The sequence below is a fragment of the Paraburkholderia sp. UCT31 genome, assembly GCF_014397655.1.
Lineage (GTDB): Bacteria > Pseudomonadota > Gammaproteobacteria > Burkholderiales > Burkholderiaceae > Paraburkholderia > Paraburkholderia tuberum.
Genome location: NZ_VZQP01000004.1, coordinates 42,422 through 58,799 on the forward strand (window position 1 = coordinate 42,422; position 16,378 = coordinate 58,799).

13 protein-coding genes are annotated in these 16,378 nt (G+C 62.8%); 6 read left to right on the forward strand and 7 right to left on the reverse strand.

Features of this window, described 5'->3' with window-relative positions:
- Positions 1-100: 100 nt before the first annotated feature.
- The 3 genes from F6X40_RS03740 to F6X40_RS03750 form a co-directional block, all read right to left on the reverse strand.
- Positions 101-1,348, reverse strand: coding sequence for an ABC transporter substrate-binding protein (locus F6X40_RS03740; RefSeq protein ID WP_187626874.1), 1,248 nt, complete (start codon positions 1,346-1,348; stop codon positions 101-103).
- Between the two features lie 190 nt (positions 1,349-1,538).
- On the reverse strand, positions 1,539-2,630 hold the full coding sequence (locus F6X40_RS03745; protein WP_184045163.1) for a LacI family DNA-binding transcriptional regulator: 1,092 nt from the start codon (positions 2,628-2,630) through the stop codon (positions 1,539-1,541).
- A gap of 199 nt (positions 2,631-2,829) precedes the next feature.
- On the reverse strand, positions 2,830-3,984 hold the full coding sequence (locus F6X40_RS03750; RefSeq protein ID WP_187626875.1) for a porin: 1,155 nt from the start codon (positions 3,982-3,984) through the stop codon (positions 2,830-2,832).
- Between the two features lie 844 nt (positions 3,985-4,828).
- Between F6X40_RS03750 and F6X40_RS03755 the strand changes: the two genes are divergently transcribed.
- Together F6X40_RS03755 and F6X40_RS03760 are read left to right on the forward strand one after the other, a co-directional pair.
- Entirely contained in the window at positions 4,829-5,137 is a 309-nt protein-coding gene (locus F6X40_RS03755) for a BON domain-containing protein (RefSeq protein ID WP_090810637.1), read from the forward strand.
- Positions 5,138-5,508: 371 nt separating this feature from the next.
- Entirely contained in the window at positions 5,509-6,663 is a 1,155-nt protein-coding gene (locus F6X40_RS03760; protein WP_262421355.1) for an endo-1,4-beta-xylanase, read from the forward strand.
- A gap of 113 nt (positions 6,664-6,776) precedes the next feature.
- Here the strand turns inward: F6X40_RS03760 and F6X40_RS03765 are convergent, their stop codons facing one another.
- From F6X40_RS03765 to F6X40_RS03775, 3 genes are all read right to left on the reverse strand, one after another.
- Complete coding sequence (locus tag F6X40_RS03765; RefSeq protein WP_187626877.1) at positions 6,777-8,342, reverse strand: alpha/beta hydrolase; 1,566 nt, start codon at positions 8,340-8,342, stop codon at positions 6,777-6,779.
- 467 nt (positions 8,343-8,809) lie between these two features.
- Entirely contained in the window at positions 8,810-9,028 is a 219-nt protein-coding gene (locus F6X40_RS03770) for a YMGG-like glycine zipper-containing protein (protein ID WP_187626878.1), read from the reverse strand.
- Positions 9,029-9,039: 11 nt separating this feature from the next.
- Positions 9,040-9,417 carry a hypothetical protein gene (locus F6X40_RS03775; protein WP_184068248.1) on the reverse strand — a complete coding sequence of 126 codons (378 nt, stop codon included), beginning with the start codon at positions 9,415-9,417 and terminating at the stop codon, positions 9,040-9,042.
- An 898-nt stretch (positions 9,418-10,315) separates the two neighbouring features.
- Between F6X40_RS03775 and F6X40_RS03780 the strand changes: the two genes are divergently transcribed.
- Both F6X40_RS03780 and F6X40_RS03785 read left to right on the forward strand, forming a co-directional pair.
- Complete coding sequence (locus F6X40_RS03780; protein ID WP_187626879.1) at positions 10,316-10,789, forward strand: helix-turn-helix transcriptional regulator; 474 nt, start codon at positions 10,316-10,318, stop codon at positions 10,787-10,789.
- 2 nt (positions 10,790-10,791) lie between these two features.
- Entirely contained in the window at positions 10,792-12,117 is a 1,326-nt protein-coding gene (locus F6X40_RS03785) for a type II toxin-antitoxin system HipA family toxin (protein ID WP_187626880.1), read from the forward strand.
- Between the two features lie 40 nt (positions 12,118-12,157).
- Here F6X40_RS03785 and F6X40_RS03790 read toward each other — a convergent pair whose 3' ends face one another.
- The gene (locus tag F6X40_RS03790; RefSeq protein ID WP_184068239.1) at positions 12,158-12,835 is read right to left on the reverse strand and encodes a FadR/GntR family transcriptional regulator; all 678 of its coding nucleotides are present in this window, start codon (positions 12,833-12,835) and stop codon (positions 12,158-12,160) included.
- A gap of 220 nt (positions 12,836-13,055) precedes the next feature.
- Here F6X40_RS03790 and F6X40_RS03795 point away from each other — a divergent pair, with 220 nt between their 5' ends.
- Both F6X40_RS03795 and F6X40_RS03800 read left to right on the forward strand, forming a co-directional pair.
- Entirely contained in the window at positions 13,056-14,840 is a 1,785-nt protein-coding gene (locus F6X40_RS03795; protein WP_187626881.1) for a gamma-glutamyltransferase family protein, read from the forward strand.
- Positions 14,841-14,920: 80 nt separating this feature from the next.
- Positions 14,921-16,348: an MFS transporter gene (locus tag F6X40_RS03800; protein ID WP_187626882.1), complete on the forward strand. Its 1,428-nt coding sequence runs from the start codon at positions 14,921-14,923 to the stop codon at positions 16,346-16,348.
- Positions 16,349-16,378: the final 30 nt, after the last annotated feature.

The following is a 16,378-nucleotide window of genomic DNA, read 5'->3' on the forward strand; positions in this document are numbered from 1 at the left end:
GGATCGATGACCGGCCACGCTGTTTGCAGCAGACTTGCAGCGCACTGCGACACACTTCGGTCGCGGTACGCAGCGTGCCGCGACCTTGCATCGATACCGCTTAACGGCGGACCCGATGCGCGATCTGGTCCTGCGCTTCCTGGAGCGCCGTATGCACGTCTGCACCGTCGTCGACGACCTTGTCGAGCGCCGAGTGCACCGCTTCCTCGGCGACCTGGTCGTACTTGCTACGCTGGATCGCCGGGATGTGCGAGGCTGCGTCACGCCAGATCAGACGCGCTTTCTCGTTGCCGAGGAATGCGACCGGCTCCGCGAAAAACGTGTCGTTCTGCGCGGCAAGCAGCGCGGGGAATGCGTCGATCGAACGGAACGATGCGAGCTGCGTGTCCTGGCGCGTCGTCAGGAACTTGATGAATTCCCACGACATCGGCTTTTGCGTCGCCTTCGCCGGGATCGAGTAGAACGTGCCGCCGAACGATGCGTACGCGTTGTTCGGCAGATTGGCCGCGCGCCACAGACCCTTCGTGTCCGGGGCGATCCACGACGACAGGTGGCCACCGAGCCACGCGCCCATCATCTGCGTCGAGACGGTCCCGCGCTTGAAGCTTTCGGCCCATTCGTTCGACCAGGGCGTGATCTTCGCGTCGAGACCGAGGTCGCGTGCTTTCTTCGCGAGCTCGAACGCCTTCACGAAACGCGGCGACGTGACGACCGGATTGCCGGCCTTGTCGAAGTACACGCCATCGCCTTCCTTCAGGTCGGCGCGAATGTAGATGTCCTCGATATCGCGCGACGATGCCATCAGGTACGCACCCGTCGCCTTCTTGATCTTCACGCCCGCCGCCAGGTACGAGTCCCACGACTTCGTCAGGTCGGCTTCGGTCACGCCCGCCTTGTCGAGAAGGTCCTTGCGATAGAACAGCGTGCCCGGACCGATATCGGCCGGCATGCCGACGATCGTGCCGTCCTGCGTGGTCGCCTGCGCGAACGTGTAGTTGATGAACTGGCTTTTGTACTGGCCCGCGTTATACGGCGCCTTCGACAGATCTTCGAGACCGCCGCCCGAGGCGAAGCGGCCGATAAAGCCGACCTCCACCGCCATCACGTCGGGCAGATTGGAGCTCGTCGCGAGTGCGGTGGTCATTGCGTTGTGGTGATCGGCGATCGCGAGCGACGACACCTTGATGTCGACGTCCGGATGCAGCTTCTTCCACGCCGGAAGCGCGTCCTTGATTTCCTGATCCAGCTTAGGAAAGACCGCGATTGTCAACGTGGTGTTGGCGTGCGCGCCGACTGCGGCCAGGCTGAGCAGAACGGCGGCGGCAGAGCCTGAAAAGCGGAATTTCATTACTCGTCTCCTGAAGAACCCTGTTTGAATTGCATTCGATGAATACCCGGTTGCTGCGACCTACTTCCCCTGTTGTCTTTGTTGCTGCTTTGCTTGGTGCTGCTTTGCCTGGTGCTGAATGCTCTGCTGAATTTCTGCTTGACTGCCGATACCTGAAAGCGCTTTCACGTTGAGGCGAAAAAAACAGCCGCTACGTAGGTGTATCCCCCCGTTTTACCGGCGGCGTGATTCGCCGCGTGGTTTCACGCGTCACGAGCGTGAGCGGAATCGGGCTTAGCGCGATCGACTGCTTGCGGATCATCTGCACGATGCCCTGTGCGGCGAGGCGACCGATTTCGTAAGTCGGCTGGCGGACCGTCGTCAAAGGCGGCGTCATGTACGACGAGGTCGGCAAATCGTCGAAGCCGACCAGCGACACGTCGTCCGGCACCCGCACGCCGCGGCGGAACATCGCGAGGCGCGCGCCGTACGCGGTTTGATCGTTTGCGCAGAACACCGCGCTGAACGATGGATGGCGCGCCATCAGGCGCTCCATCGCTGCGACGCCGCCCGTCTCGAGGTAATCGCCCTGCTCGACGAGATCGGCATCGAAACCGATGCCCGCTTCCTCGAGCGCGGTCCGGTAGCCGACGAGGCGCTCGATCGCATCCTCGTGACTTGCCGGCCCGGCGATGAAGGCGATCTCGCGATGGCCTTGCTCGATCAGATGATGGGTCGCGTCGCGTGCGCCCTGCATGTTGTCGATCGGCAGGCCAGCGAGCGTCGCGCTGTTTTGTACCGAGCGGCCGAGTACGAGCATCGGCGCGTGCCGCGAGTAGTCGGTCAACGTCGACTCATCGAGTTGCGCGTGCAGCAAGATGATTCCATCGACGCGCCGCGCGATGAACTGCTCGAGGCGCGCCTTTTCGTCGTCGATGTTCCAGCGGCTGCTCACGAAGATCGGCGTAAAGCCCGGTTCGTACAACGACTCCTCGATGCCGCGCAGCCACTCGGCGTAAAACGGGCTCGACACCGCCTGCGTCAATACGCCGATCGTTTCGGTCCGCCCGCTCGCGAGACTGCGCGCGAGCACGTTCGGCCGATAGTTGAAACGCGCGATCGCCGCTTCCACCGCCTGCTGCTTGGCGGGAAGCACGCGCGCAGAACCGTTCAGGATCCGCGATACGGTGCTCGGAGAAACACCAGCCGCGCGCGCGATGGCTTCGAGCGTCACGTTGGGCGCAGCGGGTACGTTGGATACCTTGGGCGCGCCGGGTTTATCGTTGGAGCCGTCGTGGGTCATGAGTTCTGCCTGAATCCTGTGATGAAAGCGCTTTCAGATATGAAGAGGCGTACTACGTCCGGTGATGAATTCGGAAAAAAGAAAAAGCAGCCGATGCGACGAGGGTGGAGGAGGCGTCGCACCGGCCTCTCTATGAAAGAGAAATAAACAGTCCTTGAAACAAAGAGATCACTGCGATTGCTGATCAGGCAACCTCAACTCAGAACGAGGTCATGATCCCGGCGAAGACGCCGGTCTGGCTATGACCATAGTTCGGGTTGCTGTTCGACGACGTGCCCGTCACCGCATCGAAGTTGTTGTTGCCGTACGGCCCGTTGCCGAGGTTCAGGTTCGACGTCGAGCTGTTGTGCACGTAGCCGGCTTCCGTGTACAGGAACGTGCGCTTCGACAGCGCGTACGTCGCGGCGAGCGTGAACAGCGTTGCATTGCCGTTGCCGTTGTTCGCGTTCGCGTGGTAGACCGCAGCCGTCACCTGCGTGGGCGTCGTGACTTGCCATGCGGCGCCGAACCATTCGTGGTTCACACTGGTCGGCGCGCTCACGCCGAGAGGCTGCGACGCATCGGTTACGCCCACGCTCGCGTTGGTCGCGTCAGGCGCGCTCAGGTGCTGGTAGCCCGCGTACAGCTTGACCGGACCTAGCACGTACGTGCCGCCGACAAGGGCCATCCGCGAAGCAGAGTAGACGTTGTTGAACGAGCCGTTGGCGCCGCGCACTTCGTCATAGATCACGCGGACGTCGCCGTTGCCCCACGTGTACACACCTTCGACCGCGTTCGTACGACCCTGGCCGGTCGGCACGCCAGCCGAGTTGACAGGCGCCGAGTTCCAGCTCGTGTTGTTGGTCAGCGAATACTGGCCCTTCAGCACGAGGCCGCCGAACAGCACCGGCGAGTTGTACTCCGCGCCGTTGCTGGTGCTCGCCCAGTTGCGACCGCGCACCAGTGTCGAGATCGCGTAGCGCTGCATCACCTGCGGGTCGGTGCCCCAACTGTCCTGCGAAAGTTCGCCGGCGCCGAGGTTACCGATCTTGAACAAACCCCAGTGGTCGTTCGTCAGCCCCACCGTTGCGTGACGGCCGAACAGATTGCCCGCGGATGCACCAGTCATCGTGTTGAGCTGTCCTTCGAGCTGGAAGACCGTCTTCGTGCCGCCGCCGATATCTTCGGCGCCCTGCAGGCCGAACCACGAGCAACCCCAGTCGCCGCTTTGGGCTGACCACGCGTGGCCGCCCGGGAGGCCGGTTTCAAACTGGATGCCGTTGTCGATACGGCCGTACAACGTGACACTGCTCTGCGCATGGGCCACCGTCGTCGCGGCTGCCATCACCGACACAGCAATAAGCTTCTTCTTCATTTAGATATCCTATATATATTTTGGCGTCTCCAAGCCGCACAGGACGCACGCGTTCTCACACGTTTCCCCTCTTGCCGAAATGTTCGCTACTTATTTGCTTCACATTTCGAGGCGATTATAGGGATGACCTTGCGCCGCGCATCAAACTAACTGCTCAGGGAAAACGCTGTTATCGATAACAGTTGCGCGCCGGACGATCCCGCAGTAGCGCCCTGCTTTGTGACCATTACGTGATGGTCACAAGCGTCGGAAATCCGTTTGAACTCATGCACCGAAACGATGCGCCAATCCGTCTCGCGCGTCGCTCAGCGCTTGCTTAACAAGGAAGACGCGCTCGCATGCAAGCAAAATTTCGCGCTCGATGTTGCGAAGATGCAACGAGCCGCCCCGCTTGCATTGCCGGTTTGGGCTTGACGAACTGGCGCAGGAGCCGCCAGCAGTGGTGGACATTAGCGACTATCATCAATGCATACGATGCCGGGCAACGAGCCGGGCTCAGCCGCGTAGCAGGCTGGGTGCAGGATTGTCGGCGCATCCGTCTGGCTCTCGCGCTCCATCACGACCGCTCCAACCAGCTCCCATCCCTCGGCTCTCGCTGTTCCCCCGCCACGCCGCACATGCGACGTCCCGTTCGAACACGCTGCCCTTGCAACTTTTCTGCGGGCGAAGGCACGACCGCCCATCGCCCCGACTGGCAAAACCTCGGCGCGCAACCGCGATAACCGCGACGCGTGCAGTGGAAAGAGGATTTTGTCCAGTGCACTTCCGACGCCTCGCATCGAGTCGAACCGGAAGATTTGCCGGCGGATTTTGCCGGCACACCTTGGCACTCTAAGGAGGTATCGTGAAAACAGCCCTTGTTTCTACACTCGCGCTGCTGATTTCAAGCGCAATAGCGCCGGCGGCCCATGCCCAGGATTCGCAAGCCACCGACCAACAACTCGCCCATAGCGTGCGGGTCGCGGAGGCGCACAGCGGAGTCGGGATGTCACATGTGTTCGTCTTTGCCCACTCGGGGCGGATCACGCTGGTCGGATGGGTGCCCGAGCGGGACCATGTCGCGCGTGCCGAGCAGAGTGCGATGTCGGTTCCGGGTGTCACCTCGGTGGACAACCGGCTCTCGCCCGACGCTGGCTCGCTGAACGGGCATTGAAATCAAACTGAATCGCCGCGCGGACGACGATTGAAGCAAACCCGCGCGTTGAACGGATTCGGTTTTCCTGTCTCGCCAGTTGGGATTCTGTGACTGGCGCCCTGTTTCGCGCCGTTAGCCGCGCGGCGGTTCCGTGCAATCCCCATCTGAAAGCGCTTTCAACCCACGCCGTGTCAAGCCGGTCGACTCGACGCTGATTCACCATCCATGTCTCGTCGATATGTCAGGTAAATCCCTCATAGCGGGGCTGACAGAGGCTGCTTAACATCTTCTCTGTTACCGGTAACGGTAAACATAGTTAGAGAAGACATCCGAACCGGCATTCCGTCACAAGGAGACCAGGAGTGCGTCCTTTGAGGACTTCAATGCGCATGCTCTGCGCAGCCGTCGCCGTTTGCGCGCTCGCAACCGCAGGCTGCGCGCACAACCAGGCCGCCGTCGCTCATGACGGCCAGCCGCTCGCCGCGGCGCCCGCTGAGGCGCTGCCGCCGTTGCGCAGTGTGATGGCCGCGCACTTCAAGGTCGGCGCGGCGATTGAACCTGATTCAATCGACAGTCCCGCCGACGCGGCGCTCGTCGCCGCCCAGTTCTCGAGCCTGACCGCCGAGAACAAGATGAAGCCGGGCACGATCGGCGTCGCGGAAGGCAAGTACAACTTCGAACCGGCCGACAGGATCGTCGCGTTCGCGCAAGCGCACGGCATTGCGGTGCGCGGGCACACGCTCTTGTGGCACTTCAAGGCCGGCGACTGGACCGAGGCGCCGGACTGGTTCTTCGCCGGCGATCCGAAAGATCCGCTCTATCACGACATCGTCGCGAAGCGGCTCGATCGATATGTAACCGACGTCGTCACACACTTCCGAGGCAAGGTCTACGCGTGGGACGTAGTCAACGAAGTGATCAGCGACGATCCGCATCAGGTGTATCGCGAAGACAGTCCGTGGTATCGGACGCTCGGCAAGGACTACATCGCGATCGCCTTCCGCGCGGCGCGCGCGGCGGACCCGAACGTGAAGCTCTATATCAACGAGTACAACACCGACGATCCGCGCAAGCGCGCAAAGCTGCTCGCGGTGATCCGCGATTTGCGCGCGCAGGGCGTGCCGATCGACGGTGTCGGGCATCAGATGCATATCAGCGTAAATTGGCCGCCGCTGCCGAACATCAAGCAGGCGTTCGACGACGTCGCCGCGCTCGGCCTCGAAAACCAGGTGACCGAGCTCGACGTGAGTCTCTATGCCGATCCCGGTGAATGCTGGAGCGATCCGCATGCATGTCTGCCGGACCTCGGGCATCCAGTGCCGAACGACATCATGCGCGCGCAGGCCGAGCGTTATCGCGCCGTGTTCGCTCTGTTCGAGCAGGAGCCGAGCATCAAGGCGGTCACGTTCTGGGGCTATTCGGACAAGCACACGTGGCTGACGTCGACGCCGGTGCCGCGCAACGACCTGCCGCTGCCGTTCGATGCGAACCTGCAGCCGAAAGCGGCGCTGTGGACGATCGTCGATTCGTCGTATCAGCCGTAACGTCGATCTTCGAGCCGAAAAGCAGGCGGCCCGCGGTAGGTGCGGGCCGTCTGGTCACATCTCGCGAGGGTGGCAGTGCAATTGCCGTCAGCTTGATTCAAAGCATCGAGATTTCAAGGCTCGTCCGAGCCGACCTGCTCGAGCGCATTCAGATTTTCGGCGAAATCGTCGGGCGAACCGTCGGCGGTTTCATGCGTGCGCGGCGGTGACTTGACGACCGGCGGCGGCATCTTGCCGATGCCTTCGTCGATACGCTGCAGCAGATACGGGAAGAACGGATTCGACGCGATGCGGAACATCGAATCGAGCGTCAGAATCAGTGTGCCGCGTTCGCCGCGCGGCGCGAGCGTGCCGAGGTTCTCGTTGAAGTTCTCCGAATCGTCCGGCGCGATGCCGTACAGCGCGTCGGTGATCGGGAATGGAATCGCGACGTGCGACAACGAGAAAATATCCTGCGGATAGTCGATATCCAGCGGCTTGACACGCGTTTGCACTTCGCCCGCATAAACGCTGCGCTCTACAGTACGCGCTGAATCCGGCGACACGTTGGCGATCACCGTCGTGCGATAGTTCTGCGGACCGATGCGCAATAGGCGCGAGAGCGCCGTGTACGACGCGGAGCGCAGGAAGGTCCTGAAGCGCACGCTGCGGTTCACGTCGAACAGCACGATTTCGCTGCCGTTCTCCGGCAGCTTGTCGTAGAGCGCCGACATCACCGCTGGCGTGCTGACCGTGAAATCCGTCACCGACTGGAACGTCAGGATAGGCGGCAACTTATCGAGCCGGTTCTCGCGCTCGAGCCGCGCAATCTGTTCCTGAATCACGCTCGTGAGGAGAAAGGACTGTCGCGCGCCATTCACAGGAAACGAGTTGTACTTGAACGGGTTGAACTCCGGCACGATGCCGAGCCACGCGGCGCGCGCGAAGGCCGGTAGCACCGCGGGCAATCCGGCGAGACCGGCAAAGCGTGCGTAACGCGTGACGCCGATCATCGGCGAGATCAGCACGACGCGCGTCGGACGCGCGAGCGCGGGATTCTCGATCGCGTCGAGCGCATATTGCAGTGCGAGCGCGCCGCCGTTCGAAAACCCGACCAGCTCGATCGGCTTGTCCGGCCCCACGCGACGGCGCGCTTCACGCACCGCGAGCCGAGTGGCCGCGGTCCAGTCCTGCCAGTGCACGTCGACGAGCCCCGCCGGCACCGTGCCATGTCCGGGTAAGCGGATGCCGATCGCGACGAAACCGCGATCACGATATCGGCGCGCGATATGCCGCATGCTGTACGGCGCATCCGTCATGCCGTGCAGCAGCACGACCGCGCCGACGGGTGACCCCGACGGCTCGAGAATGTACGAGTGATTCCAGTTTTCGGCGAAATGCCACGGAAAAATCGGCGAGCCCTCGTAATAGCGGTTCGCCGGAATGCGCTCGGACGGCCGCAGCTTTTCAACGACATTGACGCGCACGTCGTCGAAAATCCGATTTTCCGCCTTGATGTATGCGTTCCAGTCGGCGGTGTCCATGTCCTCGACGGTCATTTCGCGCGGCACATAGGTGTGCCATACCGACAGCTCCGGCCCGCGCTGCGAATACCACGCGCGTAGCCCCAATGCGAGCACCGCCATCAGCACCAGAACCCATGCACTTATCTTTATCACCTTCAGTGACGTGCGCAGCATTCGTGTTCTCTTGATGAGATGAAGGTTGCACCGCGCGCAGACTGCTCTCTGCGTGGTGTGCGCATGCCGCCATCGCGGCGGCTTCCGATGTGGATATCCTAAGGGCTTTTAATCACCGGTTCAAACTTTGTCGGCCGGGCGGCCAACGCGACGTCGACAGCGGCTCGAGTATGAACGGATTATTTTCATGACGAACTGGGGATGCGCGATGTCGCGAGCGCGAATGAATTCGCCCCATTCGCTTCGCTACTTGACATTCGACGTGAGGAAAATGGCACGGAATGCATACGGCGTCGCGGGGAAGGGAGAGGTGCCTCATGGAAGAACGGTCCTTCAGCGACGCCTCGGAAATCGCTTCACTCGACGGCCGTGGAATGCCTGATCAAGGCCTGATCGGGCCGTGCGCTTCAGTAACGAAACCGGGACGTGACCCAGGTCGCGCCCCAGCCTTGCCTGCTCGCCGGTAATTACTGACGGCCGCGGATATTGCCGGCCACGCCGCCCGCCGCGCCGCCGATGATCGCGCCGGTCCACGCATCGCCGCCGGAGATCGCCGCGATGCCCGCACCGGCGCCCGCGCCAAGTGCCGCGCCGCTCACCGTTCCCTGCGTCTGCGGGCTCATGTCCGTGCAACCGATGATCGCGGCCAGTGCGCCAATACTGACGATCCACCCAAGTCGTTTCATGATCGTTCTCCTTACTGATTTTTCTTCAGGCCGGGCACGACCATCTGGAACCAGAGGGTCTCGATCACCGGGTGTTGGATCATCGTGGGATTGGCGGCGTAGTAGCCGTCGAGGCCTTGACGCACGCTGTCGAGTGTCTGGCCTTGCATGCCCTTGCCGAAGCGCTGTGCGATGTCATTGCTGTTCGCCGTGTTGCCGGCATAGGCGCGCTCGACGTCGATCAAATTCGAGATGCCGACCAGATACGCTTTCTTCTGCTCATCGGTCGACTGCATCCATTGCTGGCCTGTGACAATTGGAATGCTCTCCGCACGCGCGACGTTGCCCATCATTGCCAGCGATAGAAAAGTCAGAGATAACAGCGTTCGCCATTGTGGTTTGCTTGCCATCACATACTCCAAAGAAGTTATGTTCTCCAGCGGCCCGCCGGCGACCGCATCCGGCGGCGTCGATCGCGTTATTTGGAAGAATGGTCTGTGTGTCTCGTCGAATCTCCTTTCAGGTTCACCGGTCGGCGTGGTTCGCCGGTTCGGCTTCTATTGGCGTTGGGTCGTATCAGCGAATAGACACCTTGATGGCAGAAAAATCTCGTGGCGGATTGGAGTGATTTGCACACATGCTGTGTGCGCGCAACGATTGGACTCGTGTTGGCGTCGCCGCGTAATACACGCTATAGAGTCTACAGCCTTTTCTGTAATTTCCAAGCCCGTTTCCTCTCGATGCGCGGCGCGTGACATTTGTGTCAAATTTCATTCAGCGAGCGAAAGGATACGATGCAATGCGCGTCGACACTCGTCAGTTATCCTGCGCTCGATTTGAGCGCCCGTGATATTGCTAGCGATTCGTTATCGACGGCCATTCAGTGTTCTGGCCACGCAATGCGAAAACAGCTTTTGTTTTGCCTGAATGTTCGGCTTCCTGATTAGATCGTCAATCGAAAACGATTCGGATTTATCTATTTCCGGTCGAGGCGTTGCTTCTTCTGGTGGCAGCACCAACCAGCAGTGAAACAGATGCGATTTTATGGTTGCGTTTGTCGATCATCTTTATTTTCGGTGGATCACATGTTGCCTGCGGCGGAAGGGCTGCGCAGCAGCGAAGGGGGTGGCGGTGTGCGGTTGACCGTTAGTTGCGTGATGAATAGCGTGACGGGACGCCGTTTCAAATGCGTCCGTGCTCGTCATTAACAGACTCTAGCTTGTATTTGCTAAATACAGAGTATAGACTGTATCTGTTATTTACAGGTTTTGGGCTGTTACGCCGCCGCAGCCGAACCGGAGATCGACCGTGGACTACGCCATCAAGACACTGAGCCAGCTCAGACCGATCCTGCAGGGCTTCAGGAAGGCCGCCGGCCTCACTCAGGCCGCGATGGCCGCGCATCTCGGGGTCACGCAACAGACCTACGCGCAACTCGAAGCGAATCCGGCGACCGTCAGCGTCGAACGGCTCTTCAGGGTGTTGCGGGTCTTGCAGGTCGATCTGAAGCTCGCGCAGAGCGGATCGACGCAAAGCGTGGCCGTGGAAGACGCCGCGCCGGCGCCGAACCGCTCCCGCCGCGCCGGGAGCGGAACGCCGGCCGCCGGAACGCGGGTCGCCGGAACGCCGGCCGCCGGAACGCCGGTCGACGCAAAAGGCAACGCTAAACGCGCCACGCGCGTGCCGCTCAAACCGGGAGCGTCGGCGCAAAGGCCCAAAGCGGTCAAACCCGCCAAGGCAACCAAAGCGGCCAGCACCAGCAAGAAACGGGAGGACTGGTAAGCATGGCGCGCAGCACACCGAACCGTCTGAATCTGTGGATGAACGGCCTGCGGGTCGGCGCCTGGGAAACGACACGCAGCGGCGAACGTCTGAGCTATGCCGACGAATGGATCGACGATCCGCAAGGACGTCCGCTATCGCTGTCGCTGCCGTTCACACCGGGCAATCAGGCGTATCGCGGCCAGATCGTCGCCGACTATTTCGACAACCTGCTGCCCGACAGCGAACCGATCCGGCGCCGCATCGCCGCGCGCTACCGGACCGGCAGCGCCGCGCCGTTTGCGTTGCTCACCGCGCTCGGCCGCGACTGCGTCGGCGCATTGCAACTGCTGTCGCCGGACGAAGAGCCGAGCGATCTGACGAGCATCCACGGTCGCGAACTCAGCGACAGCGACATCGCGGCGTTGCTGCGCGGCACGACGACGGCGGCGCCGCTCGGGCAGCACGATCCGCTCGAAGACCTGCGTCTGTCGATCGCCGGCGCGCAGGAAAAAACCGCGCTGCTCCGTCATCGCAATCGCTGGCTGCTGCCCGAAGGCAGCACGCCGACCACGCACATCTTCAAGCTGCCGCTTGGGCTCGTCGGCAACATGCGCGCCGATATGCGCACGTCGGTGGAAAACGAATGGCTGTGCTCGCAGATCGTCGCGGCCTACGGGCTGCCCGTCGCGCGTTGCGAAATCGCGCGATTCGATGAGCAGAAGGTATTGATCGTCGAGCGCTTCGATCGCCGTTTGTCGAGCGACGCCACGTGGATCGTGCGTCTGCCGCAAGAGGACATGTGCCAGGCCACTGGCACGTCGGCGCTGCACAAGTACGAGGCCGATGGCGGTCCGGGCATCGAGGCGATCATGGAGATACTCGCGAGGTCCACACGCGCGACGACGGACCGGCGCAACTTCTTCGCGACGCAGCTGGTTTTCTGGCTGCTCGCCGCGACCGATGGCCACGCGAAGAACTTCAGCATTGCGCATCTGCCCGGCAATCGCTACGAATCCACACCGCTTTATGACGTGCTGTCCGCGCATCCGATCATCGGCAGCGGCGCGGGGCGCCTCGCGGCGCAAAAAGTGAAACTGGCGATGGCGGTTCGCGGCAAGAACGTCCACTACCTGCTCAATCAGATCCAGCGCCGGCATTGGGTGGCCGAAGGACAGCGCGTCGGTTTTTCCGCCGCGGACGTCGATACGCTGATCGATCAGTTGACCGCGCAAACGGAGACGGTGATCGACACAGTCTCGTCGCAACTGCCCGCCGACTTTCCGCTGGACGTGGCCGATGCGGTCTTCGACGGCATGCGCCGGCTGAACCGGAAGCTTGCGCAGTAAAGCGCCGCCATCCCGATCGACGCGCGGCACCACGGCAACCTCACGCACGCCGCGCCGCCGCACCATCGGTCTTCGCCGACGCACGCCACTGCACGCTCAGCAGATGCTCGCGCATGCATTGCGCGGCCGCATTTGCATCGCGCGCTTTCAGCGCATTGACGATCGCCTGATGCTGTTGCGCGAAAAACTGCCGCGTCTCCTGCGCGGACGTTTTCTCGCGCACCTCCGGCTTCACCCGCATACCGTTGATCACCTCCATCAACGCAATCAACGCGGGATTACGCGTGGCATGTCCGATCAGCAAATGAAAGCGATGATCCCATTGCTGCCACTCGTCGTCGTTTTTCGCGGCGGCATTTTTGCGTGCGCATTTCTCCAGTTCCTGCAGGTCGTCGCCACTCGCTTTCGTCGCGGCCAGCGCGGCCAGCGCCGGCTCGAACAGCAGCCGCATTTCGGCGATATCCGCGGGACTGGTGCCGGCGCGCAAGCCGCGCAGCGTCGGCGCAAACTTCAGCGGCCGCGCGCCCAGATAGGTGCCGCGGCCGACGCCGCGCCACACGCGCCCCGACGCCTCGAGCGAAGCCAGCGCCGCGCGCAGCTCGCGGCGGCTCACGTCCAGTTCCTCGGCGAGCTTTCGTTCGGGCGGCAGCGCGTCGCCGTCCTTCAACTGATGATCGGCGATGTAGTCGAGCAGCGCATCCAGTACCGGTTTGTCCATGTTGTCCACTGAACCAACTTGTATTGGTTCAAACGATACCAGAATCGCGGCGGCATGACCTACCAGCACCCAGTGATTTTTGATTCGCTATACTGGGTCGCATGTTGATGGTTAACACCGGGTGCAACCCGGCTTCGTTAGTTTTACGCTTCCATTTTCTCCAATTGAACCATTCCATATTGGTTCCTCCATTCGGACCGTCGTCGCCAAGGAGTCGCGCATGTCGTTTACAACCCGTCCAGAACTGATCGGCACCTTCGGCATGGTGGCCTCGACGCACTGGCTCGCGAGCGCATCGGCGATGGCGGTCCTCGAAAAAGGCGGCAATGCGTTCGACGCCGCCGCCGCGGCCGGCTTCGTCCTGCAGATCGTCGAGCCGCATCTGAACGGTCCGGGTGGCGAGTTGCCGGTGGTGTTCTACAGCGCGCGCGAAGAACGCGTGCGCGTGCTGTGCGGACAAGGCGTGACGCCCGCGCGCATGACGATCGAGCGGATGCGCAAGATGGGGCTCGAAGTGGTGCCGGGCACGGGCCTGCTGCCCGCGGTCGTGCCGGGCGCATTCGGCGCGTGGATGGCGCTGCTGCGCGACTATGGCCAGTTGCCGCTCGAAGAAGTGCTGAGCTATGCGATCGGCTACGCGGAAAACGGCTATCCGGTGCTGCCACGCATGGCATCGTCGATTCTCGCGATTCAGGACTTTTTCCGCACCGAATGGACGACCTCGGCCGAGCAATGGCTGCGCAACGGCGAGGCGCCGATGCCGAACCAGTTGTTCGCGAATCCCGCGATCGCCGAAACCTACAAGCGCATCCTGCGCGAGGCGAATACGCGCAGCGATCGCGCCGAGCAGTGCGAACGCGCGCGTGATGTCTTCTATCGCGGCTTCGTCGCCGACGCGATCGACCAGTACTTCCGTTCGACCGCCGTGCTCGACACCTCGGGCCTGCGCAATAGCGGTCTGCTCGATGCGGGCGATCTCGCGCGCTGGGAGCCAACCTACGAAGACCCGGTGTCTTACGACTACGCGGGCATGCGCGTGCACAAAACCGGCCCGTGGGGCCAGGGCCCGATGTTCCTGCAACAAATCGCGCTGCTGAAGGGTTTCGATCTCGGCGCGATGGACCCCCTCGGGCCCGATTTCGTGCACACGGTGATCGAGTGCTCGAAGCTCGCATTCGCCGATCGCGAAGTGTTCTACGGCGACCCGGCGTTTTCGCATGTGCCGATGGACGTGCTGCTCAGCGACGCGTACAACGACGAGCGGCGCCGCCTCATCGATCCGCGCCGCGCGTCGTTCGAATTCCGTCCCGGGCTGCTCGGCGACAGCGAGCAACGCGCCGCGCGCATCGTCGCGAATGCCGGGCGCGAGCAGGCCGGCGGCTTTGGCCAAGGTGAGCCGACCTTCGCGCCGCTGCCCGAATTGCGCGGCGATACCGTGCATCTCGACGTGGTCGACCGCTGGGGCAACATGGTGTCGGCTACGCCGTCGGGCGGCTGGCTGCAGGCGTCGCCGGCGGTGCCGGGGCTTGGCTTCAACGTCACCACGCGCGCGCAGATGTTCTGGATGGAAGAAGGCCTGCCTTCGTCACTCGGCCCGGGCCGCCGGCCGCGCACCACGCTGTCGCCGACGCTCGTCACGCGCGACGGCAAACCGTACGCGGCCTTCGGCACGCCGGGTGGCGACCAGCAGGATCAGTGGTCGCTGCAGCTGTTCCTCAAGCACGTGCATGGCGGCATGAACTTCCAGGCCGCCGCCGATGCGCCCTCGTTCCAGACCGCGCACTTCCCCGGCTCGTTCTATCCGCGCGCGATGCAGCTCGGCAAGATGTCGGCCGAGTCGCGCTTTCCGGACAGCACGCTCGCCGAACTGCACGCGCGGGGCCACGACCTCACCGTCGCGGAACCGTGGGCGCTCGGCCGGGTCTGCGCGGTCGCGATCCGCAACGGTTTGATGCGAGGCGCCGCTACACCGCGTCAGATGCAGGCCTACGCAATCGGCCGATAAGCGGCCGATAAGCGGCCCGAAGCATCCATCAGCGCAGAACGCGCGGCCTCGCCGCGCCATTTCCTTCAGGAGAAGTTGCCGTGTCCGCCGTCGCCGCCCGTCTTGAAAGACTTCCCCTGTCGAGCTTTCACCGCAGACTGCTGCTGATCGGCGGCCTGGGGTACATGTTCGACGGGCTCGATTCGTCGTCGCTCGCGTTCCTGCTGCCGGTCGTCAGCAAGCTGTGGCAATTGACGAGCGCTGAGACCGGGCTCGTCGCGAGCAGCACCTATATCGGCTACTTTTTCGGCGCGTTCCTGTCGGGTGTGCTCGCCGACGTGATCGGCCGGCGCCGCATCATGATGAGCGCGCTCGCCATCTATTGCGTCGCGTCTCTCGCGAGCGCGACCGCGCACGACTGGCACACGTTCTTCGCGCTGCGCGTCGTCGCGGGCTTCGGTTCGGGCGCGGAGACGGTCGTGATCGCGCCGTTTCTCGCCGAGTTCGTGCCGCGCCGCTATCGCGGCATTTTCTGCGGCGCGCTGGTCGGCTTCATGTCGTTCGGCTATCTGACCTCGTCGATTCTCGGCTTCGCGGTGGTGCGCAACTTCGTCGACGGCTGGCGCTATCTGGCCGTGATCACGTCACTGCCCGTCGTGATGCTGCTGTGGTGGCGCCGGACGCTGCCGGAATCGCCGCGCTGGCTCGAAAGCCAGGGCCGCGCGGCCGAAGCGAACGGCATCGTCGGCCGCATCGAAGCGGCGTTCGTCGAGCGCGGCATTGCGCTTGCGCCCGTGACTGCGAACCACGCGCTTCACGCGGTGCCCACGCCGGCCTCGACGCCGGCGCGCGGCAACGCGTGGCGCAACGTGCTCACGCTGTGGTCGCCGCGACTCGCGCGCACGACCGCGGTCAGCTGGCTGATGTGGTTCTCGGTCGCGTTCGCGTACTACTCGTTCTTCGCGTGGATCCCGAGCCTGCTCGTCAAGGAAGGGCTGACGATGACGAAGAGCTTCGGCTATTCGATTGCAATCTATGGCGCGCAGATTCCCGGTTACTTTTCGGCGGCGTGGCTCAACGAAAAGATCGGCCGCAAGGCGGTGGTCGCTTCCTACATGCTGTTCGGCGGCATCGCCGCGATCACGCTCGCGTTTTCTCATACCGGCATACAGATCATGACCACGGGCATCGCGCTGTCGTTCTTCATGAACGGCGCATTCGCCGGCGTCTACGCTTACACGCCGGAAGTGTTTCCCACTGCGGTACGCACGACGGGCACGGGCTCGTCGTCATCGTTCGGCCGCATCGGCTCGGTCAGCGCGCCGATCCTCGTCGGCCTCGTTTATCCGCTGTCCGGTTTCCTCGGTGTATTCGCGATGACCACGACGGTGCTGGTGATCGGCGCATGCGTGGTGTTCTTCCTCGGCATCGAAACGCGCAACCGCTCGCTCGAAGATATCGAGGCGAGCGAACTCGAACCGGCTCGCGACGCGCGAGGCCAGCTGAACTCCACCCGCATGCACGGCTAAACGCACTGCGACTTTTCACACTTTCCGATG